23 protein-coding genes are annotated in these 25,244 nt (G+C 74.6%); 9 read left to right on the forward strand and 14 right to left on the reverse strand.

Going from position 1 to position 25,244, the window contains the following annotated elements:
- Positions 1-169 precede the first annotated feature (169 nt).
- The gene (locus AB0B41_RS10950; RefSeq protein ID WP_358201483.1) at positions 170-403 is read left to right on the forward strand and encodes a hypothetical protein; all 234 of its coding nucleotides are present in this window, start codon (positions 170-172) and stop codon (positions 401-403) included.
- A 6-nt stretch (positions 404-409) separates the two neighbouring features.
- Here AB0B41_RS10950 and AB0B41_RS10955 read toward each other — a convergent pair whose 3' ends face one another.
- The 3 genes from AB0B41_RS10955 to AB0B41_RS10965 are packed head-to-tail and all read right to left on the reverse strand — an operon-like array spanning position 410 to position 2,042.
- Positions 410-1,042 (reverse strand): hypothetical protein, encoded by a 633-nt coding sequence (locus AB0B41_RS10955; RefSeq protein ID WP_358201485.1) that lies wholly within the window; start codon positions 1,040-1,042, stop codon positions 410-412.
- Positions 1,039-1,617, reverse strand: a complete 579-nt coding sequence (locus tag AB0B41_RS10960; RefSeq protein ID WP_358201487.1) for a sigma-70 family RNA polymerase sigma factor — start codon at positions 1,615-1,617, stop codon at positions 1,039-1,041. Before AB0B41_RS10960 ends, AB0B41_RS10955 begins: the two co-directional genes overlap by 4 nt.
- A gap of 23 nt (positions 1,618-1,640) precedes the next feature.
- Positions 1,641-2,042, reverse strand: coding sequence for a hypothetical protein (locus AB0B41_RS10965; RefSeq protein WP_358201489.1), 402 nt, complete (start codon positions 2,040-2,042; stop codon positions 1,641-1,643).
- 321 nt (positions 2,043-2,363) lie between these two features.
- Here AB0B41_RS10965 and AB0B41_RS10970 point away from each other — a divergent pair, with 321 nt between their 5' ends.
- Positions 2,364-3,161 (forward strand): peptidoglycan-binding domain-containing protein, encoded by a 798-nt coding sequence (locus AB0B41_RS10970; protein WP_358201492.1) that lies wholly within the window; start codon positions 2,364-2,366, stop codon positions 3,159-3,161.
- 85 nt (positions 3,162-3,246) lie between these two features.
- Here AB0B41_RS10970 and AB0B41_RS10975 read toward each other — a convergent pair whose 3' ends face one another.
- Positions 3,247-3,903, reverse strand: a complete 657-nt coding sequence (locus AB0B41_RS10975; protein WP_358201494.1) for a response regulator transcription factor — start codon at positions 3,901-3,903, stop codon at positions 3,247-3,249.
- A 54-nt stretch (positions 3,904-3,957) separates the two neighbouring features.
- Here AB0B41_RS10975 and AB0B41_RS10980 point away from each other — a divergent pair, with 54 nt between their 5' ends.
- Positions 3,958-5,193 carry an ATP-binding protein gene (locus AB0B41_RS10980; RefSeq protein WP_358201496.1) on the forward strand — a complete coding sequence of 412 codons (1,236 nt, stop codon included), beginning with the start codon at positions 3,958-3,960 and terminating at the stop codon, positions 5,191-5,193.
- 7 nt (positions 5,194-5,200) lie between these two features.
- Here AB0B41_RS10980 and AB0B41_RS10985 read toward each other — a convergent pair whose 3' ends face one another.
- The 6 genes from AB0B41_RS10985 to AB0B41_RS11010 form a co-directional block, all read right to left on the reverse strand.
- The gene (locus tag AB0B41_RS10985; RefSeq protein WP_358201499.1) at positions 5,201-5,563 is read right to left on the reverse strand and encodes an STAS domain-containing protein; all 363 of its coding nucleotides are present in this window, start codon (positions 5,561-5,563) and stop codon (positions 5,201-5,203) included.
- Positions 5,560-6,648 (reverse strand): cobalamin-dependent protein, encoded by a 1,089-nt coding sequence (locus AB0B41_RS10990; RefSeq protein WP_358201501.1) that lies wholly within the window; start codon positions 6,646-6,648, stop codon positions 5,560-5,562. The genes AB0B41_RS10985 and AB0B41_RS10990 overlap by 4 nt, the downstream gene beginning before the upstream one ends.
- Complete coding sequence (locus tag AB0B41_RS10995; protein WP_358201503.1) at positions 6,645-8,297, reverse strand: SpoIIE family protein phosphatase; 1,653 nt, start codon at positions 8,295-8,297, stop codon at positions 6,645-6,647. The genes AB0B41_RS10990 and AB0B41_RS10995 overlap by 4 nt, the downstream gene beginning before the upstream one ends.
- 162 nt (positions 8,298-8,459) lie before the next feature.
- Complete coding sequence (locus tag AB0B41_RS11000) at positions 8,460-9,218, reverse strand: ATP-binding protein (protein ID WP_358201505.1); 759 nt, start codon at positions 9,216-9,218, stop codon at positions 8,460-8,462.
- Between the two features lie 68 nt (positions 9,219-9,286).
- On the reverse strand, positions 9,287-10,645 hold the full coding sequence (locus tag AB0B41_RS11005) for a GAF domain-containing SpoIIE family protein phosphatase (protein WP_358201507.1): 1,359 nt from the start codon (positions 10,643-10,645) through the stop codon (positions 9,287-9,289).
- A 148-nt stretch (positions 10,646-10,793) separates the two neighbouring features.
- On the reverse strand, positions 10,794-11,942 hold the full coding sequence (locus AB0B41_RS11010) for a helix-turn-helix domain-containing protein (RefSeq protein WP_358201510.1): 1,149 nt from the start codon (positions 11,940-11,942) through the stop codon (positions 10,794-10,796).
- A 137-nt stretch (positions 11,943-12,079) separates the two neighbouring features.
- On the opposite strand from AB0B41_RS11010, the gene AB0B41_RS11015 reads away from it, so the two are divergent.
- Positions 12,080-12,985 (forward strand): proline dehydrogenase family protein, encoded by a 906-nt coding sequence (locus AB0B41_RS11015; RefSeq protein ID WP_358201512.1) that lies wholly within the window; start codon positions 12,080-12,082, stop codon positions 12,983-12,985.
- A 23-nt stretch (positions 12,986-13,008) separates the two neighbouring features.
- On the forward strand, positions 13,009-14,634 hold the full coding sequence (gene pruA / locus AB0B41_RS11020; RefSeq protein WP_358201514.1) for an L-glutamate gamma-semialdehyde dehydrogenase: 1,626 nt from the start codon (positions 13,009-13,011) through the stop codon (positions 14,632-14,634).
- A gap of 53 nt (positions 14,635-14,687) precedes the next feature.
- Here the strand turns inward: pruA and AB0B41_RS11025 are convergent, their stop codons facing one another.
- On the reverse strand, positions 14,688-15,842 hold the full coding sequence (locus AB0B41_RS11025; RefSeq protein ID WP_358201516.1) for an acyl-CoA dehydrogenase family protein: 1,155 nt from the start codon (positions 15,840-15,842) through the stop codon (positions 14,688-14,690).
- Positions 15,843-16,037: 195 nt separating this feature from the next.
- Between AB0B41_RS11025 and AB0B41_RS11030 the strand changes: the two genes are divergently transcribed.
- Positions 16,038-17,054 carry a Dyp-type peroxidase gene (locus AB0B41_RS11030; protein ID WP_358201518.1) on the forward strand — a complete coding sequence of 339 codons (1,017 nt, stop codon included), beginning with the start codon at positions 16,038-16,040 and terminating at the stop codon, positions 17,052-17,054.
- A gap of 54 nt (positions 17,055-17,108) precedes the next feature.
- Here the strand turns inward: AB0B41_RS11030 and AB0B41_RS11035 are convergent, their stop codons facing one another.
- Both AB0B41_RS11035 and AB0B41_RS11040 read right to left on the reverse strand, forming a co-directional pair.
- Positions 17,109-19,043 (reverse strand): ABC transporter ATP-binding protein, encoded by a 1,935-nt coding sequence (locus AB0B41_RS11035; protein ID WP_358201605.1) that lies wholly within the window; start codon positions 19,041-19,043, stop codon positions 17,109-17,111.
- Positions 19,044-19,105: 62 nt separating this feature from the next.
- Positions 19,106-20,839: an ABC transporter ATP-binding protein gene (locus tag AB0B41_RS11040; RefSeq protein ID WP_358201520.1), complete on the reverse strand. Its 1,734-nt coding sequence runs from the start codon at positions 20,837-20,839 to the stop codon at positions 19,106-19,108.
- Between the two features lie 243 nt (positions 20,840-21,082).
- Here AB0B41_RS11040 and AB0B41_RS11045 point away from each other — a divergent pair, with 243 nt between their 5' ends.
- On the forward strand, positions 21,083-22,549 hold the full coding sequence (locus AB0B41_RS11045; RefSeq protein ID WP_358201523.1) for a DUF2235 domain-containing protein: 1,467 nt from the start codon (positions 21,083-21,085) through the stop codon (positions 22,547-22,549).
- Positions 22,550-22,577: 28 nt separating this feature from the next.
- Positions 22,578-23,300, forward strand: coding sequence for a dienelactone hydrolase family protein (locus tag AB0B41_RS11050; protein WP_358201525.1), 723 nt, complete (start codon positions 22,578-22,580; stop codon positions 23,298-23,300).
- On the opposite strand, the gene AB0B41_RS11055 is transcribed toward AB0B41_RS11050, so the two are convergent.
- Positions 23,301-24,149: a class III extradiol ring-cleavage dioxygenase gene (locus AB0B41_RS11055; RefSeq protein WP_358201527.1), complete on the reverse strand. Its 849-nt coding sequence runs from the start codon at positions 24,147-24,149 to the stop codon at positions 23,301-23,303.
- Between the two features lie 117 nt (positions 24,150-24,266).
- Between AB0B41_RS11055 and AB0B41_RS11060 the strand changes: the two genes are divergently transcribed.
- On the forward strand, positions 24,267-25,238 hold the full coding sequence (locus tag AB0B41_RS11060; RefSeq protein WP_358201529.1) for an aldo/keto reductase: 972 nt from the start codon (positions 24,267-24,269) through the stop codon (positions 25,236-25,238).
- Positions 25,239-25,244 lie beyond the last annotated feature (6 nt).

Below are 25,244 nucleotides of genomic sequence, written 5' to 3' on the forward strand. Positions count from 1 at the left end.
GACGGGCCGACGCTACCCGAGGCGCGCGGGTGCTCCGGGCCTTGCCGGACGGCGCGGCCGCTCGTAACTTGCTGCGTCAACGGGCCGTCGACACCCACCTGCGGCCCCGGGCCGACGGGAGGCCGCCAGGATGCCGGAACCGTCCGAGGGAGGCAGGGCACGCCGGTCCGTGGACCGTGCCCCGCGATCCCTGCACGAACGGCTCGTCGACGTGCTGTGCGACGTCCGCTACCCGGCCGAGCGCTGGGAGATCATCGCCGGGGCCGCGGCCCGGGGCGCCGACCGGGTGACCGCCTACCGTCTCGCCCGCCTGCCCTACGGCACCTACCCGGACCTCGACGCGGTGCTGGCCGGCGTGTTCGCCGCGCAGCCGATGCCGCGACCCGGGCGCGCCGGGCCCTGACGCGCCCTAGGGCCGCGGCACCTCACCCGACGCGACCACCCCGCCCGCCGCGTCGGCGATCCGGACGCTCGCGACGGCGTCGGCCGGGCGTTCCACGCCCCACCACTCCGTGCCGCCCGAGGCGTCGTAGACGGTGGAGGCGGCCACCGTGCCGTCCTGCCGGAGGAGGTCGCACCGCAGCGGTCCCGGCGCGGACACGTCCAGGTAGACCGACAGGAAGTCGGGCCGGGCGCGGCTCACGAGGACGTCGCCGACGTGCCGGTCCCCGGCCAGCAACGGGGCGGCGACCGCGGGCGCCGCGGGCGCGACCGTCGTCGTGCCGGCGAGCCAGCCGCCCGCGAACGCGGCCCCGACCAGGGCGGCGGCCGCGGCGACCCGGCCCCAGCCGGGCAGCCGGCGTCGGGGCCGGACCGGGCCGACCCGGCGGAGCACCCGCTCCTCGAACCCGGCCGGCGGCTCGACCGGCGGGACGAGCGCGCGCAACCGGTCGTGCACGCCGGCGAGCCGGGTCACCTCGTCGCGGCACGCCGGGCAGCGCTCCAGGTGGGCGAGCGCCTCCGCGCGCTCGTGCCCGCCGAGCAGGCCGAGCGCGAGCTCCGGCGCGAACTCGCGGCAGCGGGTGCACTCCGGGCCGGTCACGACGGGCCCCGCTTGGGCTCGAGGACCGCGGCCAGCCGCAGCATGGCCGTGCGGATCCGGGTCTTGGCCGTGCCCACCGGGATGCCCTCGCTCTCGGCGACCTCCCGGGCCGTCAGCCCGCGGAACGCGGCGAGCACCAGGGCGCGCCCCTGCTCGGCGGGCAGCCCGCGGATCGCCGCCCGCAGCTCCGCGGCGGACTCGGCCGCGAGGGTCGCGCGCTCCGGGCCGTCCGGGCCCGCGCCGAGGACCTCCTCGAGGGCCATCGGGTCGACGGGTGCGGCGCGACGGGCGCGTACGGCGTCGATCGCCAGGTGGTGGGTGATCGCGGTCAGCCAGGTGGTCACCGAGCCGCGGCGCGGGTCGAACACCGCGGCGTGCCGCCAGGCGCGCTCGAAGGCCTGCTGCGCGACGTCCTCGGCCTGGCGCGGGTCGCCCAGCACCGCCATCGCGACGCCGAAGACCCGGCTCTGGAAGCGCCGCACGAAGGCGACCGACAGCTCGGCGTCCCCCGACGCCAGGCCGGCGAGCAGCAGGTCGTCGGGGAACCCGTCGACCGGCCTGGCCCGCCACGCCATCCCGCGCCCTCCGGCGCCGGCGCTCAGGCCCGGGTCCGGCCGGCGGCGAAGGACCAGGCCAGCAGCCACACCGCCCCCACCAGGCAGATCATCGCGAGGGGCACGTGCACCGCCATCACCCCGCCGCTGCCCAGGGCGGCCTGCAGGAAGGTCACCACGAACAGGACCGCGGCGAGGATCGGCGGCCACCACGGGCCACCCGTCGCGCGGACGACGAGGAACGCGGCGATCGCGGTCAGCCCGGTGAGCACGTGCACCACGATCGCGCCGCCGGAGTGCAGCGCCGCGGCGGTCGCGCTGCGGGACAGGATCTCGCCGGCCGACACCCCCTGCACGACGATCATCAACACGGACAGCGCGGCCAGGACGCGCAGCAGGGTCACGACCGCCGGTGAGACGGCGGACGCGGCGTGCGAGCGGGTCATGGTGCTCCTCTCGTCGGCCGGGCTCTCCCGGCTCCGGTGCTACGGAAGGATGGGCGAGCGGGATTGCACCCGCCCTCGATCGTGACCGTCCCGTGACCTTCCCCGGGCGCTCGGCCGTCGAGAAGGAGCTGACGGCTCTGCGGAGCGGCCCCGGGAGCCCTCAGCTCCTGATGATCACCGCGCGCCGGGCTGTCCCCCGATCGCCCGACAGCGCGGTCGGCCGGGAGATCGGCCGGCGGACCGACGGTGGCGGGGCCGGATCCGCAGGAGGGTTCTCCTCGACGGAGCGAACGCCCCGGACCACCTCGTAAGGAGAATCCGATGAGCACCACCGACACGATCAGCACCCCCGCCCCGCAGGACCCGCGCGACGGCGACGGCGCCCCGCAGGCGTCCGGCCGCGCCGGGGTCGACCGCACCGCCGGGGCCCCCGCGTCCGGGCCCCGTCGCACCGACGCGCCCGCCGACGACCCGTTCGCCGACGCCCCCTACTCCCCCGCCCTCTACGACTGGTCCCGCGCCCACGGCGCCTATCTCGGGCCCGACGACGCGGCCGACGTGCCCGGCCGGAAGGAGACCTGGCGCCGCATCGGGTTGACCGTCGGCGCCCTGGTGGTGGCCGCGGGCATTGCGGCCGGTCTGGTCTACGGGCTCGGCTACGGCCACGACGCCGCTCCGATCCCGGCCGACCCCGGGGTCGCCGCCACCGCGCCGGCGCGCCACGCACCGATGCCGGCCCACCCCGTGACCGGGACAGGCGCCACCGCAGGCACCGGCGGCACGAGCGCGAACGGCGGCTCGTCGAGCGGCGGGCACCCCACCCCGCCCGCGCCGCCGACGCCCTCGGCCGCGATCGAGACCCTGCAGAAGGAGCTCGGCCAGTTGAACTACTACGAGGGGCCCGTCACCGGCCTGATGAACACCCAGACCACGCAGGCGATCACCTACCTGCAGCGCGACGCCGGCCTCCCGCAGACCGGCCAGATGAACGCCGCCACCCAGGCCGCGCTCACGAAGATGCTGGCGACCGGGAACAGCCAGATGAACGGCAACAGCCAGATGAACGGGGGCAGCCAGATGAACGGGGGCAGCCAGATGGGAGGGATGCCGGGCATGTGAGGCCACGACGATCGGCCGACGGCCTGCGCACCCCGGCGCGGGCCCGCCGCCGTTCCCGGAACGGCGGCACCTGCTCCACCGGCGCCTACTCCACCAGCCCCCGCCGCATCGCGACCGCCACCGCGGCCGCGCGGTCGGACACGCCGAGCTTCTCGTAGAGCCGCTGGGTGTGGGTCTTGACCGTGCTGACCCCGATGACCAGCTCCTTCGCGACCTGCGGGATCGACAGCCCGCGGGCGAAGGCCGACAGCACCTCGCGCTCCCGCTCGCTCAGCACCGGCCCGTCCGACGCGGCCCGCATCCGGATCTCGCCGGCCAGCCCGGCCGCCAGCTCGGGCGGCACGACGGTGCGGCCGTGGGCGACGTCGAGCACCGCCTGCACGATCTCCGCGCGGCGGGCGTCCTTGGCCAGGTAGCCGGCCGCCCCCTCCTGCAGCGCCTGGTACACCACGGCGCTCTCGGTGTGGGCGGAGAGCAGCAGGATCCGCGTCGGCAGCCCGTCCCGGACGACGGCGCGGACCACCCCGAGGCCGTCGATGTCGGGCATCTCGTAGTCGACCAGCGCGACGGCCGGGGACTCGGCCCGGATCGCCTCGAGCGCGGCGCGGCCGTCGCCGGCCTCGCCGACCACCTCGATCCGGCCGCTCTGCACGAGTCCGCGCGCCACGCCGTCGCGGAAGAACGGGTGGTCGTCGGCGACCAGCACGCGGATGCGCGCGTCGCCCCCTCGGCCGGCGGTCACGGGTGAAGCATAGGGAGGATCAGGATGCGGGGACCACGACCGAAGGGTGGATGGATGAGCACTCCGACCGGCGCACCCGTCCCGCCCGGAGGGCCTGCGGTGCTGGCGGTGGCCGTCGAGCACGCCCGCCGCGGGGTCCGGCTGCAGGTCGCCCTGCGCTGGGTGCTGGTCGCGTTCGTGGCCCTGACGGTGGCGTTCGTGCCGCCGGCTCACGACCTCGTCACCTGCGCGGTGATCGCCGCCTGCTACGCGCTGTTCGCGCTCGCGATCGCCGTCTGGGTGCGCCGCGGCGGCGATCGCCCGGTCCGGCTCGCGTGGGTCGCGCTGCTGGGCGACCTCGTCGTGCTCGCGGTGCTCACCCTGCTCACGGGGGTCTCGACCCCGGAGAGCTGGACCTCCGACGTCGTGACGACGGGGTTCCTCCTGCTCCCGGTGCTGGCCGCGACCCAGCTCCGCCCGCGCGTGTGCGCGGCGGTCGTGATCCCGACGGTCGTCGTCTACCTCGTCGCCGGGATCGCGACGATGGGGGCGAACCTGGAGCCGTGGAGCTCGCTGCTGCTGCGCACGGCGATCGTGGCCGGGGTGGCCGCGGGCTGCGTCGGGCTCTCCCGGATCCAGCGCTCCCGGGTCGCGCAGATCGGGCGGCTCGTGCAGACCCGCGGCGAGCTGCTCGGCGAGCTCGGCGACCTCGAGCAGCGCGAACGCAGCTCGCTCTCCGAGCACCTGCACGACGGCGCCCTGCAGTACGTCCTCGCCGCGCGGATGGACCTCGACGACGCCCGGGACTCCGGCGACCCCGAGGCGTTCGAGCGGCTCGACCGGGCGCTCACCGAGACCTCCCGGCTGCTGCGCTCCACGGTCGCCGAGCTGCACCCCGCGGTGCTGGCGAAAGCCGGCCTGCCGGCGGCGGTGCGGGAGCTGGCGGCGACCGCGGCCGCGCGGGGCGGGTTCGTCGCCGACGTCCGCGCCGACGGCTGGCCGGCCGACCTGCGCACGACCGCCGATCCCCTGCTCCACCGGACCGCCCGCGAACTGCTGGCCAACGTCGCCGAGCACGCCCGGGCCCGCACCGCGGACGTCACGCTGACCTTCCTCGGCGGCCGCGCCCGCATGGTCGTCGCCGACGACGGCGTGGGGATCGGGCCGGGCGCCGCCGGTCCCGGCGGCGGTCACATCGGCCTGGCATCCCACGCGGTGCGGATCGAGGCCGCGGGCGGACGCCTGACGATCGGCCCGGGCCCCTCCTCCGGCACCGTCGTGACGGTCGAGGTGCCGGCCGACCCGGTCTGACCGGGGGTCAGGTGTCGAACTTCTCCGCCCGGGAGGGGGTGTCCTCGGCGGTGAGGTACTCCAGCGTGCGGGTGAGCTCGAGCAGGCGGGCGAGGCCGGGCTGCATGTTGTCCAGGTGCAGACGCGCACCCACGCCCCGGATGTGCCGGTGCGCCATGAGCAGCGCGGCGAGGCCGTAGGAGTCGCAGAAGGCGACCTCGGCGCAGTCCAGGTGCACCTCGCGCAGGCCCGGGTGCGCCGCGAGGCCCTCGACCAGGACGCGGTTGATCTCGTCGGCGTGGTCGTAGTCGAGGTCGCCGACGATCGTGAGCCGGCCCGTGCCCCGCCCGGCGACCGCCCAGCTGCAGGTCAGTCGCTGCCCCGCCGTCACGCCGACTCCTTCGTGCCCACGAGGGAGGCCGCGAGCTGCGCCCGGGCGCCCTCCAGCAGGGCCGTGGCCCGCGGGAAGTCCCGCAGCTCCTCCTCGAGCAGTTCGAGCGCGGGGACCAGGAAGCCCGGCGGCACCGACCGGGCCTGCAGGATGTCCGCGGTCCAGCGGAGGAAGTGGCCGAACAGCTCGTCGTCGCCGGTGTAGAGCGAGGTCGCCAGGAACTGCACGATGTGGTCGAGGTCCTCGGCGGTGTGCTGGCGCTGCTGGTCGGTGTAGCGCGCCATCACCGGCAGCTTCTGCTCCAGGCCGGTGTACATCGCCTTGACCAGCTGCGGCGCGGTCCGCGTGACCATCGTGTACTCCTGGTCCGCGAGGTGCGGCAGGTCGTCGATGGCCTGTGTGCCGTTCTGCGGCCGCGGCAGCGGGCCCTCGGCGAGCCGGGCCGCCGCGGCGCGGGCGTCGGGCGCCCAGGCCTCGGCCCCGAGGAGCCGGGCGTAGCGGCCGTCCGGGCCGAAGGCGGCGCCGCCGGCGATCACGGGGACGCCGGTGGCGCGGCAGGCGGTGATGGTGGCGTGCGCGGTGGGCAGCCGGGTCGCGATCGAGCCCGAGATGGCGACGGCCTCGGGGGCGGTCCGGTGCAGGTGCTCCACCAGGTGCGGCGCGGGCACCTGGGCACCGAGGTAGTCGACCCGGAACCCGCGCAGCCGCAGCACCTCGGCGAGCAGCCGGGCCGGCAGGGCGTGCCACTCGCCGTCGACGCAGGCCACGGCGATCCGGCCGCGGTGCGGCTCGGTGCGCACCCGGTGGCCGATCGCGCCGACCACGCGCTCGTCGATGGCGGTGGCGGTGTGCTCCTGCGCCACGGTGATCCGGTTGGCCGCCCACTCGCGGCCGACCTTGCGCTGCACGGCCCCCACGACGTCGAGGAGCACGGCCTCGGGGTCGACGCCGGCGTCGAGCGCGCCGAGCACGGCGTCGGTGGCCGCGTACTCGTCGCCCGCGATGGCGGCGGACCACAAGGCGTCGGCGTAGGTGCGGAGGGACTCCTCGGGCCCGGTCGGGGTTCGGGTCGTCGGATCGGTCATGCGGTGTACCTGCCTCGTCCGTGCCCCCCGACCGCTGTGAGGTGCTGCCCGCGGGGAGCCGTGATCGCCAGTACGGCCATGTCGTCGTGCGCGCCGCGGCCCAGCCACTGCGACGCCAGCATCTGCACCCGCTCGACGACGGCCTCGGCCGGCATCCCGGCGCACTCGCCAAGCACCCGGTGCAGGCGCTGCTCGCCGAACAGCTCGTCGCCGAAGGGACCGCCCTTCGCCTCGGTGATGCCGTCGGTGTACATCAGGCACGTCTCGCCCGGGCCGAGCGTCAGCTCGGCCGTGGTCGCCCTGACGTCGGGCATCGCGCCGATGAGGGTGCCGCGCGTGGGGGCCTCCTCGACGCGCCCGTCGGCCCGCACGACCAGCGGCGCCGGGTGGCCGCCGCAGGTCAGGCGCAGCCGCACCCCGGCGCCGTCCCGGGCGACGGAGGCGAGCACGAGCGTGGCGAACCGCGCGTCGTGGGTGTTCAGCAGCGCGCCGTTGAGCAGGCGCAGCATCCGCAGGTGGTCGTCGGCGAGCGGGAGCAGCGCGTGCAGGGTGCTGCGGATCTTCCCGGTGAGGACGGCGGCGTCGAGGCCCTTGCCGCAGACGTCCCCGAGCACGACGAGGGACTCCTCGTCCTCCACGCTCGCCGGGTGCACGTCGTAGAAGTCCCCGCCGACGCGGTCGCCGTCCTGCGAGGCGCGGTACCGGGCCGCGAACTCCACTCCGGACAGCTGGTGCACCGCGGGCGGCAACAGGTCCCGCATCAGCGTCTCGGTGATCGACGCCTGCTGGTCGTACATCCGGGCCGCGGACATGGCCACGCCGGCGCGGGTGGCGAACAGCCGCGCGACGACCTCCTCCTCCTCGCTGAACTCGGCGGCGCCGGCGCCGCGCACGAGGATCAGCGCACCGGCGGGCACGCCGTGCCCGGGAAGCGGGGTGACGACGACCGAGCCGACCTCGCCGAACCCGGTCGGCCGCAGCCACTCCGGGACCGACATCGGGTCGAGCCAGCGCGAGGGCACGGGCGGGAAGCCCTGCAGCGCCTCGGCCAGCCCGGGGACCTCCTCGGCGTCGACGTCGAGCACGTCGTGCACGACCTCGCCGCCGCGGACGGCGGTGACCGTGGGGTACCGGCCGCCGCGCCCGGCGGGGGCCATGACGATCGCGGCGTCGCAGAGGTTCTCGGTCGCCAGCGTGACCGTGGTCTCCGTGCAGCGCTGCAGGTTCAGCGACCCGAGCAGCGCGGTCGAGACCTCGGTGAGGAAGGCCGTGCGGGCCTGCTCGGTGCGCAGCGCCTCGCGGGCCAGCCGGGTGTCGGTGTCGTCGACGAGCCACCAGGTGACCGTGCCGTCGTCGTGCCGGACGGGGTGGCCCCCGAGGCTGCGCCGGTCGACCCAGCCCTGCGCGGCGCTCCGGGGGCCGGGGTCGGGGTCGCCGGCGAGGGTCGCGTGCGACTCGGCCAGCCAGCCGGGGGCGGTCGCGGTGAGGGTCTCGCCGACGCGCACGCCGGGCAGCAGCGTGCGCGCGGCGCGGTTGAGGGCCTGGACGATTCCGGCAGCATCCGCCACCACGGCCGCATACGGCGCGGTGTCGATCCGCGCGTCGATCTCGAGGACCGCCGCGCGCGTGGCGTGCTCGGGCTCTGTCACGGGTACGGGGGCGCCTTCGCGGCCCCTTCTCACCTCATCCCGTTCGGGTCGGGTGCGATCAGTGTCGCGCATGCCGATGGCTGTGTCCAAAGGGCACGAACTGGCTGTGTCCAAAGGGCATGAACCCCGTTCAACCGCCGCGGGCGCCCCGGGATTCCCGGATCAGCTCCAGCCCGGGACCACGCGGGCCCACACGACCTTGCCCTCGCCCCGGTCGACGACGGCCCACTCCTCGGCAAGCGAGTCGACGAGCTGGAGGCCCCGGCCGCGGGCGGCGCCGGGATCGTGCGGCCGGAGGACGGGCGGCAGCGGTGAACGGTCGCCGACGGCGATCCGCAAGCCGGTCCGGTCGAGCGTCAGGGTGAGCGTGAAGGTGGTCTTCGCGTGCTCCACGGCGTTCGCGGCCAGCTCGTTCACCACGAGGGCGACGTCCTCGGGGTCGCCCGGGAAGGCCCAGGCCGCCAGGCGCCGGACGACCTCCCGCCGCGCGCGGCCCACCATCTCCGGCTCGGGCGGGAAGGTCCAGCTCGCGTCGACGACCGCGGGACGGCGTTCGGCCCGGTCGAGCGCCAGGTCGAGGCCGTCCGCGACGGCCACCCGGTCGGCCACCCCGGCCGCGCGCAGCATCTGCCGGAGCTGGGTGTCCCGGGCCACGAGGGCGAGCCGGGCGCCCGGCCAGCCGCCGGCGTCGCGCGCGGCCCGGGCCAGCACGGCGAGCAGGCTCAACCGCTCGACCCGCAGCTCGTCGAGGTCCACGACGACCCGGTCGTAGCCCTGCAGGAGCCCCGCGAGGTGTGCGACGGCGTCGGGTGCGGTCTCGGGGGCGAGCCGCCCGAACAGGTGCACGTGGGCCGTCCCGCCCGCCGCCGCCGTGACCGCGCGCAGCACGGACGAGGCGTCGTCGTGCTCGGGAACGGTCACCCGGCCCGGCCCCCCTTCCACATCACCCACGGTCGCTCACCCGGTACTCGTCCACCTCACCCTCGGCGCTAACGCCTCGTGAGGCCGGGGTCCCCGATCCGGACGACGATCACGCCCGCGTCGTCCGGCGAGCGGCCGTCCGACCGGGCGCGCGCGGCCCCGACGAGCGCCTCCGCGGCCTCCTGCGGCCCGGTGCCGTGCGGCAGGCCGGCGAGCACCGCGGCCAGCCCGGACTCGTCGAACTGGTCGGGGTCGCCGACCCGGTGCGCCTCGGTCACGCCGTCGGTGTAGAGCACCAGGTCGTCCCCCGCGGCGAGCTCGACCCGCTGTGTGCTGACGGCCGCGCCGGCGATCAGGCCCAGGATCATGCCTCCGCCCCTCAGGTGCTCCACCCCGCCGGCGGCGCGCCGGACGAGGCCCGGCGGGTGGCCCGCCCCGGCGACGTCGACCTGCCAGGTCCCGCCCGCCGCGGGTCGGTGGAACGTGGCGTAGGTCGCCGACACGAAGCCGATGCGGCCACCGAACAGCGGGTCCGCGAACCAGCCGCGCAGCACCTCGTTGACCGTCCGCAGGACGGCCGTCCCGTCGCCGTCCGCGGGCTCGCTGAGCGTCGCCGTGCGCACGGCGGAGCGGGCCAGGGCCGTGGTCCGGGCGGCCGCGGCACCCTTGCCGCAGACGTCGCCGACGACGAGGCCGAAGCCGCCCGCGGCGGACACGACGTCCCAGAAGTCCCCCATCACCTCGACGCCGGTCCCGCCCGGCGCGAAGCACGCACCGATCGTCACACCGGGGAGCGCGGGCGGCTGCAGCGGCAGCAGGCTGGCCTGCAGGGTCCGAGCCAGCTCCGCGGCCTCGGCGGCGTGCCGCTCGGCCTCCGCGGCCGCCCGGGCGGTCTCGGCGAGCGCCCGGCGCAGCGCGATCTCGCCGCCCGCCGCGCGGGCCAGGCCGCGCAGGCCCTCGCGCTGCTCGTCCGTCCACTCGCGGACCACCCGGTCCAGGGCGCAGAAGTTGCCGACGACGTAGCCGTCGGGATCGAGGATGGGCACGCCGATCCAGGCCGCGGCCTCGAACTCCTTGATCTGCGGCAGATCCCGCAGCCGCGGCTCCAGTGACACGTCCGGCGCGTAGATCTCCTCGCCTGCGTCGATCACGACGTGGCACGCGGCGTCGAAGACCGGGGACTCGTACGTCCCGTCCGGACCGGTCATCGCCTCGGGGTGCGGCGCGCCCTTGAGGAAGGAGCGCACGTCGTCGACCACCGTGAGGGCGACCATGGGGGTGCAGAGGATGATCGCCGCCAGCCGGGTGAGGCGGTCGAAGGCCTCCTCCGGTCCGGTCTCGAACAGGCGCGTGGCGTGCACGGCCTCGACGCGACGGGGCGATCCGACGCCGGTCCGGTCCCCGCCGGTCGCGTGGGACCCGCTCACTCCACCCTCACCGTGCGACTCCTCGTGCGTTGCGCGACCGCAGTGGGCTGAACGGTGCTCGGGCTGCGTCGATCCGTTCGCGATGCTAGGCGTCGGGCGCCCCCCGCGCGCGGGCGCGGGGTGGTTGAGGGCAGTGGTGACGGGGATGTCATCCGACCAACGGCCGGAAGGTCAGGGCCAGGTGGAGGGTGAGCCGGTCCCGGCCGTCGGCCAGGTCCAGACCGGTGAGCTGGGCGATCCGCCCCAGCCGGTAGTAGAGGGTCTGCCGGTGCACGGCGAGCGCCTCCGCGGTCCGCTGCACGTTGCCGGCCAGGTCGAGCCAGGTCGTCGCGGTCTCGGCGAGCACCGGGTGCTCGAAGAGCGGGCGCACCGCGGGGTCGATCGCGCCCTCGCGCAGCGCCGGCCGCGGCCCGCAGGCGAGCAGGCGGTAGGGACCCAGGTCGTCCCACCGCGCCACCGGGCGCAGCCGGGGCACCTCGTGCGCGACCCGGGCGGCGAGCCGTGCCTCGCGGACGCTGTCCCGCAGTCCGACGAGGTCCGCCCGCTCGCCGCCGATGCCCGCCACCAGCCGGTCCGGGTCGACGCGGTCGAGCCGGTCGGCGTAGAGCCGGCGCGCGGCCCCGGCGAGGTGGTCCGCGTCGGCCGACGGCGTCAGCAGCAGCACCGTCGGGTCGGCGGGATCGTCGGCGGCGGTCGCGACGGCCGCCCGGGGCAGCCGCCAGAGGTTGAGCGGAGGCACCGGCCCGCCGTCGGCGAGGTGCAGGGCGATCGCGCGGACCGGCACGTCGCGGGCCAGGGCGCCCAGCCGGTCGATCTCGGCGGCCGCGATCTCGGCGGTCGCCGGGTCCCCGGCCAGCAGGTCGTGGGCCCGTTCGGCGAGGTGCTCCCGGGTGCGCGCCTGGCCGGCCATGATCGTCCCGGCGCGGGCGGCGTGCCGCATCACGCGGTCGAGCCGCTCGTCGGCCTCCGGCCCGGCGAGCCGGCCGGCGGCGTCGAGCACCCAGACGTAGCCGTAGGTCACGCCGTTCCAGCGCGCCGGCAGGCACACCCGCGCGACGACGCCGAAGCCCGGGTCCGCCGGCGTGCGCACCGGCCGCTCGCTGGTCGCGATGCCGAACCGCTCGAACCAGTCCTGCACCTCCGGCGCGGAGCGGCGGTGCAGGATCGAGCGCTGCCGGACCGGGTCCAGCTCGTCCGGGTGCGCGCCGTAGCAGACCAGGTTGAAGTCCCGGTCCTCGAGCACAACGGGCTCGCCCAGCACGCGGGAGACCTCGTCGACGAGCTCCTGCAGCTCCATCGGACAAGTGTATGAGGATTCGGGGCACATCCTCGGACGTCCGTCCATGGGCCCGGGAACGGGAACTCCCTACTGTGACTGCACACCGGCGCCGTCGGTCCTGCCCGCCGCGCCGGTGGCCGGAAGGGAGACCTGCCGTGTTCAGCGCGTCCGTCCTCGCCGTCAGCCGCCGCCCGTGGGTGCGCCGCCTCGTGACCGGAGCGCCCGCCGCGCGCCGGGTCGTCGACCGCTTCGTCGCGGGCGACACGCTCCACGCCGCCCTCGCCACCACCGCCGACCTCACCGCCGCGGGCCTGCTCGTGACCCTCGACCACCTCGGCGAGGACACCACCGACGCCGCCCGGGCCGCCGCGATCCGCGACGCGTACGTCGCCGCCCTCGACGGGCTCGCCGCGCACGGCCTCGCCGACCGGGCCGAGGTGTCGGTCAAGCTCTCGGCGCTGGGCGCGGCTCTGCCCGGCACCCTCGCCCTCGACAACGCGGCCGCCATCTGCGCCGCCGCCGACCGCGCCGGCACCACGGTCACGGTCGACATGGAGGACCACACGACCGTCGACACCACGCTGGAGACGGTCGCGAAGCTGCGGGCCGAGCACCCGTGGGTGGGCGCCGTCGTCCAGGCGGCCCTGCGCCGCACCGAGGCGGACTGCGCCGACCTCGCCCGCGAGGGCTCCCGGGTCCGGCTGGTCAAGGGCGCGTACGCCGAGCCCGCGTCCGTCGCCTTCACCGCGAAGGCCGAGGTCGACGCGTCGTACGAGCGCTGCCTGCGCGTGCTCATGGCGGGGCCCGGCCACCCGATGGTCGCCACGCACGACCCGCACCTGATCGCCCTGGCCGAGGGGTCCGGACGCGACCCCGGGACCTTCGAGTTCCAGATGCTCTACGGCATCCGGGTCCCCGAGCAGCACCGGCTCGCGGCCGCCGGGCACCGGATGCGCGTCTACGTCCCCTACGGCGCCGACTGGTACGGCTACTTCGCCCGGCGGCTCGCCGAACGGCCCGCCAACCTGGGCTTCCTGGTCCGCGCCCTCCTCACCCGCTGACCCGTTCTCCCGAGGAGTCGATCATGGATGCGATCACCACCGTCCCCGAGCCGGCGAACGAGCCGGTGCACACCTACGCGCCCGGCACGGCCGAACGCGCCTCCCTCGAGGCCCGGCTCGCCGAGCTGCGCGGGCAGCGGCCCGACCTGACGATGACCGTCGCCGGACAGCGCCGGATGGCCTCCGGCGAGCGGTTCGACGTCGTCGAGCCGCACCGGCACCGCTCGGTGATCGGGGTGTCGGCCAACGCCACGGACGCCGACGTGGCCGAGGCCGTCGCCGCCGCGAAGGCCGCCGCCCCGGACTGGGCGGCCCTGCCCTTCGACGAGCGCGCCGCCGTCCTGCTGCGGGCCGCCGACCTGCTCGCCGGGCCCTGGCGGGACACGGTCAACGCGGCCACGATGCTCGGCCAGTCCAAGTCCGTGCAGCAGGCCGAGATCGACGCCGCCTGCGAGCTGATCGACTTCCTGCGGTTCAACGTCCACTACGCCCGCCGGGTCCTCGCCGAGCAGCCGCGCAGCGTCCCCGGCGAGTGGAACCGGATGGACCACCGTCCGCTCGACGGGTTCGTCGTGGCCATCACCCCGTTCAACTTCACCGCCATCGCCGGGAACCTGCCGACGGTGCCCGCGCTGATGGGCAACACGGTCGTCTGGAAGCCCACGCCCACCCAGCAGCTCGCCGCCGAGTACACGATGCGGCTGCTCGAGGCCGCCGGCCTGCCGCCCGGCGTGATCAACCTCGTCACCGGCGACGGACTGGCCGTCTCCCGCGTCGCGCTCACCGACCCCGGATTCGCCGGCCTGCACTTCACCGGCTCCACCGCCACCTTCAAGACCCTGTGGCGCACCCTGGCCGACAACCTCGACCGCTACCGCAGCTACCCGCGGATCGTCGGCGAGACCGGCGGCAAGGACTTCGTGGTCGTGCACCCGTCGGCCGACCCGGCGCCGCTGACGACCGCGCTGGTCCGCGGCGCGTTCGAGTACCAGGGGCAGAAGTGCTCCGCGGCCTCCCGTGCCTACGTGCCGCGCTCGCTGTGGCCGGCGCTGCGCGAGGAGCTCGCCGAGGTCACCGCCTCGCTCACCTACGGCGACGTCACCGACCTGCGCCACTTCGGCGGCGCCCTGATCGACGCCCGCGCCTTCGGCCGGGTCCGCACGGCGCTGGACCGGGCGAAGAACACCGCGTCGCTCGACGTCCTGGTCGGCGGGGGCAGCGACGACGCCGAGGGCTGGTTCGTCGACCCCACCGTGCTCGTCGGCACCGACCCCGGCGACGAGGCCTTCACCACCGAGTACTTCGGACCCGTGCTCGCGCTGCACGTCTACGACGACGCGGACTGGCTACCGACGCTGGAACTCGTGGACCGGACCAGCGCCTACGCCCTCACCGGCGCCGTCTTCGCCACCGAGCGCACGGCGATCGACGACGCCCACCGGGTGCTCCGGCACGCCGCGGGGAACTTCTACGTCAACGACCGCCCCACCGGCTCGATCGTCTCCCGGCAGCCCTTCGGCGGCAGCCGCGGCTCGGGCACCAACGACAAGGCCGGCTCGATGCTCAACGTCCAGCGCTGGACCAGCCCCCGGGCGATCAAGGAGACCCTCGTCCCGCCCACGGACCACACCTACCCGCACATGCACTGAGCGAACGGCGCTCTCGCTCATACCTCGTGAGCGAGAGCGCCGCTCGTCGACATTCAGTCGAGCCCGCCGCGCTTGACGAGCTGGGCGGCGATCACGTTGCGCTGGATCTCGTTGGTGCCCTCACCCACGATCATCAGCGGGGCGTCCCGGAAGTAGCGCTCCACGTCGAACTCGGTGGAGTAGCCGTACCCGCCGTGGATCCGCACCGCGTTCAACGCCACCTCCATGGCGATCTCGGAGGTGAACAGCTTCGCCATCCCCGCCTCCATGTCACAGCGCTCCCCGGCGTCGAACTTCTCCGCCGCGAACAGGATCAGCTGCCGCGCCGCGGTCAGCTTCGTAGCCATCTCGGCCAGGTAGTTCCCGATCGACTGGTGCTGCCAGATCGGCCTGCCGAACGACTCCCGCTCCTGGGCATAACGCAGCGCATCCTCGAACGCCGCCCGCCCCACCCCCAACGCCCGCGAGGCCACCTGGATCCGCCCGGTCTCCAGCCCCTTCATCATCTGCGCGAACCCCTTGCCCGGCACCCCGCCGAGCACCGCCGACGCCGGCACCCGCATGTCGTCGAAGACCAGTTCGCAGGCCTCGACGCCCTTGTACCCCAGCTTGGGCAGGTCCTTCGACACCGTCAGCCCGGGCCCGTGCTCGACCAACAGCACCGAGATCCCCCGGTGCTGGGGCTCGGCCTTCGGGTCGGTCTTGCACAACAGCGCGATCAGCCCCGACCGGCGCGCGTTGGAGATCCACGTCTTCGACCCGTTGACCACATAGGAGTCGCCCTCCAGGCGGGCGTTGGTCGACATGGCCTGCAGGTCCGAGCCGCCGCCCGGCTCGGTCAGCGCCATCGTCGCGCGCAGCTCCCCGGTGGCCATCCGCGGCAGGTAACGGTCCTTCTGCTCCTGCGTCCCGAACGCCAGCAGCAGCTTGGCCACGACCGTGTGCCCACCCATCGCCCCCGCCAGCGACATCCAGCCCCGCGCCAACTCGGCGGTGACCAGCGCATAGCAGGGCATCGACACCGGCGCCTCACCCCACGGCTCCGGGATCGCCAGCCCGTAGATCCCGAGCTCCTTCATCTGCTCGATGAGCTTCTCGGGGTACTCGTTGCGGTGCTCGAGGTCCCGGACGACGGGCTTCACCTCGCGGTCGACCCAGTCCCGCACCGTCTCGACGACGGCCCGCTCCTCGGTGCTCAACGTGCTCATGCTCGGACCCCTCGTCGCGCCTCTCGGATTCTGCAGAATATAGAAGCCGGTGCCGCGGCCCAGCCAGGTCGTGCCGGTGTGAGACCGTCCACCCTGCCCCCGCCCCCGACGGTCCGCACCCGCTGGGTCCGGACCGCCCTCGACCGCGCGGCCCCGACCCGCGATCATGGCGGCGTCCCCCGACCGGAGGTGCCCGTGCCCGAACCCCAGGCGGTTCTCGCCCCGCTGACCGAGAGCGCCGTGTTCCTCACGCTCGTGATCGAGCCGGGCGGCGAGGCCGCGGTGCACGACCTGCTGCCCGACGTCGGCGGGATGATCCGGTCCGTCGGGTTCCGGATGCCCGAGGAGGGCCTCACCTGCGTGCTGGGCATCGGGTCCGACGCGTGGGACCGGCTCTTCGCCGGCCCCCGCCCCGCGCACCTGCACCCCTTCCGCGAGCTCACCGGGGAGCGGCACCATGCGCCGGCCACCCCCGGCGACCTGTTCCTGCACATCCGGGCCCGCCGCACCTACCCCTGCTTCGAGCTGGCCCGGCGGATCGTCGCAGCGTTCGGGCCGGCCGCGCGCGTGGTCGACGAGGTGCAGGGCTTCCGCTACTTCGACCGCCGCGACCTGCTCGGCTTCGTCGACGGCACCGAGAACCCCACGGGCCGGGCCGCGTCCGACGCCGTGCTCGTCGGCGACGAGGACCCCGACTTCGCCGGCGGCTCGTACCTGATGGTCCAGAAGTACCTGCACGACCTCGACGCCTGGAGCGCGATGACCGTGGAGGAGCGCGAGCTCGCCATCGGCCGCCGCATGCTCGACGACGTCGAGCTCGACGACGCCACCAAGCCCACCGACTCGCACGTCGCCCTCACGACGATCGAGGAGCCGGACGGCACGGAGCGCGAGATCCTTCGGGACAACATGCCCTTCGGCTCGATCGCCGCCGGCGAGTACGGCACCTACTTCGCCGGCTACGCCGCCGATCCCCGCGTGACCGAGCTGATGCTCACCCGGATGGTCGTGGGCGACTCGCCCGGGCACTCCGACCGCATCCTCGAGGTGTCCCGGGCCGTGACCGGCGGGCTGTTCTTCGTGCCCACCGCCGATCTCCTCGACGACCCGCCGCCCCTCCCGGAGCCCGCGGAACCGGCCGCGGCCGCGCCCGCCGATCCGCCGGCCGTGCACGCGGGCCTGGGCATCGGCGGGCTGCGCGGCCCGCGCTGACCGAACGGGACCTCAGGGCTGCCGGAGCATGATCGAACAGCCCTCAGGTCCCGCTCACTCGTGGTCGGTCGCGCCGGCGAACTGGGCCTGGTAGAGCCGGTGGTAGGCGCCGCCCGCGGCGAGCAGCTCCTCGTGCGTGCCCTGCTCGACGATCGAGCCCTCCTCCATGACCAGGATCAGGTCCGCGTCCCGGATCGTGGAGAGCCGGTGGGCGATCACGAAGCTGGTGCGCTCGGCCCGCAGCGCCGCCATGGCCCGCTGCACCAGCAGCTCGGTGCGGGTGTCGACGGAGCTGGTGGCCTCGTCGAGGATCAGCAGCGAGGGATCGGCGAGGAACGCCCGGGCGATCGTGATCAGCTGCTTCTCCCCCGCGCTGACGCCGGTGCCCTCCTCGTCGATCACCGTGTCGTAGCCCGCGGGCAGGCTCCGGACGAACCGGTCGACGTAGGTGGCGCGGGCCGCGGTGAGGATCTCCTCCTGCGTGGCGCCCGGGCGGCCGTAGGCGATGTTGTCCCGGATCGTGCCGTGGAAGAGCCACGTGTCCTGCAGGACCATGCCGATGCCGGAGCGCAGGTCGGCGCGGGCCATGCGGGCGGTGTCCACGCCGTCGAGCGTGATCCGGCCGGCGTCGAGCTCGTAGAACCGCAGCACCAGGTTCACCAGCGTGGTCTTGCCCGCGCCGGTGGGCCCGACGATCGCGACGGTCTGGCCCGGCTCGGCGACCAGCGAGAGGTCCGTGATCAGCGGGCGTTCGGGCTCGTAGCGGAACGAGACGTGCTCGAAGGCGACCCGGCCGCGCCGCTCGGTGCGCACCTCGGGCACGGCCGGGTCCGGGGTCTGCTCCTCGGCGTCGAGCAGCTCGAACACCCGCTCGGCCGACGCCACCCCGGACTGCAGCAGGTTGGCCATCGACGCGGCCTGGGTGAGCGGCTGGGTGAACTGGCGGGAGTACTGGACGAACGCCTGGACGTCGCCCAGCGTGAGCGAGCCCGAGGCCACCCGCAGCCCGCCGATCACGGCCACGAGCACGTAGTTCAGGTTCCCGACGAACATCATCGACGGCATGATGATCCCGGAGATGAACTGCGCCCGGAAGCTGGCGCCGAAGAGGTTCGCGTTCTTCTCCTCGAACTGGGCCTCGACCTCCGCCCGCCGGCCGAACACCCGCACCAGCTCGTGCCCGGTGAAGGCCTCCTCGATGTGCCCGTTGAGGATCCCGGTGTTGCGCCACTGCGCCACGAACTGCGCCTGCGAGCGCCGCCCGATGGCCCGGGTGAGCCAGATCGACACCGGCACGGTGATCAGCGCGATCAGGGCGAGCAGCGGCGAGATCACGAGCATCATGGCGAGCACGCCGACGATCGTGAGCAGCGAGGTCAGCAGCTGGCTCAACGTCTGCTGCAGCGACTGCTGCACGTTGTCGATGTCGTTGGTGACCCGGCTGAGCACCTCGCCGCGCTGCCGGCCGTCGAAGTACCGCAGCGGCAGCCGGTGGATCTTGTCCTCGACCTCGCGGCGCAGCTGGAACACCGTGCGCTGCACGATCCCGTTGAGCAGGTAGCCCTGCGCGTAGGAGAACACCGCCGCCGCCAGGTAGATCGCGAGCACGCCGAGCAGCACCAGGCCGAGCGCGCCGAAGTCGATCCCCTGCCCCGGCACCACACCCTGGCTCTCGATCAGCGTGGCGACGGTGTCGTTGCCCGCCAGGCGCGCCTGCTCCGCAGCCTCGGCCCTGGTGAGCCCGGCGGGCAGCTGCGCGCCGATCACGCCGGCGAAGATCACGTCCGTGGCGTGCCCGAGGATCCGCGGCCCGACGACGTTGAGCGTCACGCTGATCACGCCCAGCGCGACGACGAGCAGCACGCCCAGCCGTTCCGGTGCGAGCCGGCCGATCAGCCGCTTCGCCGACGGCCCGAACGTCGCGGCCTTCTCGGCGGGCTGTCCGATGCCGGCCCAGGGCGGCCCGCCGCCGCGGCGCTGGGCGGCCATGCCGCGCGCGGCGGAGACGGTGTCCGCGTCCTGCCGGGGGCGGCCACCGGGGGCGGTGGTGGTCACGCGGCCTCCTCGACGCCGAGCTGGGACTCGACGATCTCGGCGTAGGTGGGGCAGTCCACCAGCAGCTCGTCGTGCCGGCCGACGCCGACGACCACGCCGTCGTCGAGCACGACGATCCGGTCCGCCGCCGACACCGTGGACACCCGCTGGGCCACGACCACCACGGTCGCCGCAGCCGTGACCGGGGCCAGCGCGGCCCGCAGCCGGGCGTCCGTGGCGAGGTCGAGGGCGGAGAACGAGTCGTCGAACAGGTAGATCGGCGGCCGCTTGACCAGGGCCCGGGCGATGGCGAGCCGCTGCCGCTGGCCGCCGGAGACGTTCGTGCCGCCCTGGGAGATCGGCGACCCGAGGCCCTCCGGCATGGCGCGCACGAAGTCCTCGGCCTGCGCGATCCGCAGCGCCTCCCACAGCTGCTCGTCCGTGGCCGCCGGGTCGCCGTAGCGCAGGTTGCTCGCGACCGTGCCGGAGAACAGGTAGGGCTTCTGCGGCACCAGCCCGATCCGCCGCCACAGCTCCTCCGGGTCGAGGTCGCGCACGTCGACCCCGTCGACCAGCACCGCGCCCCCGGTGACGTCGAACAGCCGCGGGACCAGCGAGAGCAGCGTGGTCTTGCCCGCGCCCGTGCTACCGATGACCGCCGTGGTCTCCCCCGGCCGCGCGACCAGGTCGATCCCGCGCAGCACCGGCTCGGCCGCCCCGGGGTAGCGGAACGTGGCCGCGCGGAACTCGAGCACGCCCTCGACGGCCTCCGGGACGACCGGCGCCGGCGGCGGCGCGACGGACGACTCCGTGTCGAGCACCTCGGTGATCCGCTCGGCGCAGACGGCGGCGCGCGGCACCATGATCGCCATGAACGTGGCCATCATGACGGCCATGAGGATCTGCAGCAGGTAGGCCAGGAACGCCGTGAGGGCGCCGATCTGCATCTCCCCCGCGTCGATCCGGATGGCCCCGAACCAGAGCACGGCCACGCTCGAGGCGTTGAGCACCAGCATCACGATCGGGAAGATCAGCGCCTGCAGGCGGCCGGCGGCCGTGGCGACGTCCGTGACCTCGCGGTTGGTCACGCCGAACCGGGCCCGCTCGTGTGGCTCCCGGACGAAGGCCCGCACCACCCGGATGCCGGTGATCTGCTCGCGGAGCACGCGGTTGACGGCGTCGATCCGCTCCTGCAGCAGCCGGAACTTCGGCACCATCCGCACCACGACCGCGCCGATGCTCAGCGCGAGCACGGGCACCGAGACCGCGACCAGCCACGACAGCCCGGCGTCCTCCTGCAGCGCCATGACCACGCCGCCGACGCACATGATCGGCGCCGACACGAGCATGGTGCAGCTCACCAGCACCAGCATCTGCACCTGCTGCACGTCGTTCGTGCTGCGCGTGATCAGCGACGGCGCCCCGAAGCGGTTCACCTCGCGCACCGAGAACCCGCCGACGCGGTGGAAGACGGCCGCGCGCACGTCCCGCCCGAAGCCCATCGCCGTGTGGGAGCCGAACCAGACCGCGGCGATCGAGCAGACGACCTGGATCAGCGAGACCACCAGCATCCAGCCGCCGGTGCCGAGGATGTAGCCCGTGTCGCCGCGGGCGATCCCGCGGTCGATGATGTCCGCGTTGAGGCTGGGCAGGTAGAGCGCCGCCATCGTCCCGATCAGCTGCAGGACGACGACGAGGGCGAGCGGCCTGCGGAAGGGTTGCAGGTACCGCCGCAGCAGGCGCAGCAACATGCGTCGACACACCCCTGTCGTGAGTGGCCCGCCGCGGGCGGACGTGTGGTGGGAGGCCGACGATAGCCGCGGGGTCCGACGGTTCCGGCAGACGATCGTCGCGCCGTGCAACAGTAGTCCGTCCGGCGCAGCGGGCCGACCGGATTTCCGGACGACGGATTCCGGACTACGTAGTTGTCGCACTGGCCGGGCCGCCGGGCGGGCGGGACCCTCGAGGCTCCCCTCTGGAGGGCAGGAGGTCGGATGCGTCGGCTCGTGGTGTGCTGCGACGGCACCTGGCAGAACGTCGCGGCGGACAGCAACGTGGCCCGGCTGCACCGGGCGCACCGGGCCGAGCCGGGCTCGCCTCCGGCGAAGTACGTGCCCGGCGTCGGCACGGCGTCGTGTGACCCGGTCGGCAACCTGCGGGCCGGGCTGACCGGCGCGGGCCTCGACCGGTCGATCACCGACGGGTACCGGTTCCTGGTCGACACCTACCGGCCCGGCGACCGGATCTCCCTGTTCGGCTTCAGCCGCGGCGCCTACACCGCGCGCAGCCTGAGCGGGATGGTCGGCCGGGTCGGCATCGTCGACGGCACCGGGCTCGACCCCGCCGCCCGCGACGACGCCGTCCGGCGCGCCTACCGCCGCTACCGGGACCTGCGGGACCACCCGGACGACCCGGGCTGGAGTACGGGGCTGGTCCTCGCCTACGAGCCGGACGAGCCGACGTCGCCGATCGAGTTCGTGGGCGTCTGGGACACCGTCGGCGCGCTCGGCATCCCGGTCTACGTGGGGATCCCCGACCTGGTGCACTCCCGCGAGCACTACACGTTCCTCGACGTCACGCTGGACCGCCGGATCCCCGTCGCCCGGCACGCGGTCTCGCTCGACGAGCTGCGCGGCCCGTTCCGCCCCACGCTGTGGGACCCGCCCGCCCCGGAGCAGGACGTGAAGCAGGTCTGGTTCCCGGGCGACCACGGGGACGTCGGCGGCGGGTACCGCGAGAAGGGGCTCAGCGACACCACGCTGGCCTGGATGGCGGCCGAGGCCGCGCACCTGACCTTCGACCTGGGGGCTGTGACCGGGTTCGCCCCGTCGGCCACGGGGCCGTCGCACACGATGGCGGACGGGCTGGTCGGCGCGGCGCTGGAGATCGCCTTCCAACCCCGCCCGCGGACCGTGCCGCGGGTCGACGCGGCCCGGCCCGAGCCCGCCGTGTCGGACGTGGCGCTGCAGCGGCAGGCCGCGCAGGGCTACCGCAGCACGACGACCCTCGCCGCCGGGCAGTCGGCCCGGCTCACCGTCCACGCGGACCGCGCGTGGACCGCGACCGGACTGTGGCTGGAGAAGGGCGAGTACCGCTTCACCGCGGAGGGCCGCTGGACGAGCGCCGGGCGGTCGTGCGGGCCGGCGGGCGGCCCGGGGCGTTCCGGAGCGCTGGGCGGGGTGTTCTCCGGGCTGGAGCGGGTCCTGCGCCGGGTGCTCGGCAACGACCGCGCGGAGCTCGCCTTGACCCGCCGGCACGACGACCTGCCGTGGCTCTGCCTGGTCGGGTCGGTCGCGAACGCCCCGAGCCCGGACGCCGGCGACACGGTGATCGCGATCGGGACGGGCACGACGGCCGAGGTCCCGGCCGAGGGGTACCTGTACGCGTACCCGAACGACGCCCTGGGCTGCTACGGCAACAACTCCGGGGAGATCACGGTCGAGGTGGAGCGGCTGTCCTGATCGGACCGGCGCGCTACCGTGCGTCCTCGTGACCGACATCGACCTCACCGCGCGGGCCGCCGCGACCGGCGGCTCCCCCATCCTCCGTGGGTACCTGGCCGCGCCCGAGGGCGAGGGGCCGTGGCCGGGCGTGGTCGTGGTGCACGAGGCCTTCGGGCTCGACGACGAGATGCGCCGGCACGCCGACCGGCTCGCCGCCCGGGGCTACCTGACCCTGGCGCCGGACCTGTTCAGCGCGGGCGGCGCCCGCAAGTGCCTGGTCTCGACCTTCCGCGCCCTGTTCTCCGGTCAGGGCCGCGCGTTCGCCGACATCGAGGCCGCCCGGGCCGAGCTGGCCGCCCGGGACGACTGCACGGGCAGGGTCGGCGTGATCGGCTTCTGCATGGGCGGCGGGTTCGCGCTGCTCACGGCCTCGCGGGGGTTCGACGCGTCGTCGGTCAACTACGGGCAGCTGCCCAAGGACCTCGACGCCGCGGTCGCCGGGGCCTGCCCGATCGTCGCCAGCTACGGGGCGAAGGACGTCTCGCTCAAGGGCGCCGCCGGGAAGCTGGAGGCGGCGCTGACCCGGGCCGGCGTGCCGCACGACGTCGCCGAGTACCCGGCCGCCAACCATTCGTTCCTCAACGAACGGCAGAACGGGCCCCGCGCCCTGCGCCCGCTGCTGCGGGTCACGGGGATGGGGCCCGAGCCGGAGAGCGCCGCCGACGCGTGGCGGCGCATCGACGCGTTCTTCCGGCAGCACCTGTCGTGATCAGGCGGCGGCGAAGGAGCGCTTGGACAGGCCCCACCAGAACCCGTCGATCGTCGCCTCGCGCGGTGCCTCGGGGTCGGCGGAGGCGCCGAGGGTCACGAAGAGCGGGGTGAAGTGCTCGACGGTCGGGTGTGCGTAGGGCATGCCGGGGGCCTTGGCCCGATAGGCGGCCAGCTCGTCGACGTCGCCGCGGCGCAGGGCCTCGGCCGCCCACGCGTCGAACTGTCGCGACCAGCCGGGCGCGGCGCCGCCGGTGATCGCCTCGCGGGTCAGGAAGGGCAGCCCGTGCGTGGTGAAACCGGAGCCGATCACCAGCACGCCCTCCTCGCGCAGCGCCCGCAGCTTCCCGCCGAGACCCAGCAGCGTCGTCGGGTCGGCGGTGGGCAGGCTCAGCTGCAGCACCGGGATGTCCGCCTCGGGGTACATGACCTTGAGCGGCACCCAGGCCCCGTGGTCGAGCCCACGGCCGGTCTCGTGGACGTTCTCGCTGCTCAGCGCACCGAGGACCCGGCGGGCCAGCGTGCTCGCCTCCGGGGTGTCGTAGCGCATCCGGTAGTACATCGGGTCGAAGCCGCCGAAGTCGTAGACCGGGGTGACGTGCGCGGCGCTGCTGGAGATCGCGAGCGGCGCCTCCTCCCAGTGCGCCGACACGATGAGCACGGCCTTCGGCCGTGGCATCGAGCGCGCCCAGGTGAACAGCTCCTCCATCCAGGCCGGGTCCTCGAACAGCGGCGGGGCGCCGTGGCTCAGGTAGAGGGCGGGCAGCGGCCCGTCGGCCGGCGTCCACGCGGCGTGCCCGCCGGCCCGCGCGACCCGGGCGAGGTGCGTCTCGTAGGGGTGCACGGACATCTTCCACTCCATTCGTTCAACGTTCAACTGAACTCTCAACAAAGATAGGTCGCGCCGGGACGACTGTCAAAGGCCGAGATCGGGAAGGCCTGAGGGAGACAGCCGGGAGGAGGACGTATGCAGTACGTGAAGCTGGGATCGACCGGCCTGGACGTCTCGCGCATCTGTCTGGGGGCGATGAGCTTCGGCGAGCCCGGGCGCGGGCGGCACGACTGGACGCTCGGCGAGGACGACGCGCGCCCGATCATCCTGCGCGCGTTCGAGGCCGGGGTGAACTTCGTCGACACCGCCAACGTCTACTCCGCGGGCGGCAGCGAGGAGATCCTCGGGAAGGTCCTGGCCGAGTACGGGCACCGGGACGAGATCGTGCTGGCCACCAAGGTCAACGGCCGGATGCGGCCCGGACCGAACGGCCAGGGCCTGTCGCGTAAGGCGATCCTGAGCGAGCTCGACGCCAGCCTGCGCCGGCTCGGCGTGGACCACGTGGACCTCTACCAGATCCACCGGTGGGACCCGCACACGCCGATCGAGGTCACGATGGAGGCGCTGCACGACGTCGTGAAGGCGGGCAAGGCGCTGCACGTCGGGGCGTCGTCGATGTGGGCCTGGCAGTTCGCGAAGGCCCAGCACACCGCCGAGCGGCACGGCTGGACGCCGTTCGCGACCATGCAGAACCACTACAACCTCCTCTACCGCGAGGAGGAACGGGAGATGCTGCCGCTGTGCGCCGACCAGGGCGTCGGCGTGATCCCGTGGAGCCCGCTGGCCCGCGGGCGGCTGACCCGGCCCTGGGACGCGACGACGGCCCGCACCGAGACGGACGAGTTCGGCCGGAGCCTCTACCGGGACGAGGACCGCGAGATCGTGGACCGGGTCCTGGAGCTCGCGGAGCGCCGGGGGCTGCTGCCGGCGCAGATCGGGCTGGCGTGGCTGCTGAGCAAGCCCACGGTGACCGCGCCGATCGTCGGGGCGACGAAGCGGCAGCACCTCGAGGACGCGCTCTCCGCCGTCGACGTCACCTTGTCGGCGGAGGAGGTCGCGTTCCTCGAGGAGCCGTACCGGCCGCACGAGGTGGCCGGCTTCGTCTGACCGGTC

The sequence above is a fragment of the Pseudonocardia sp. NPDC049154 genome (genome assembly GCF_040648315.1).
In the GTDB taxonomy this organism is placed as follows: Bacteria; Actinomycetota; Actinomycetes; order Mycobacteriales; family Pseudonocardiaceae; genus Pseudonocardia.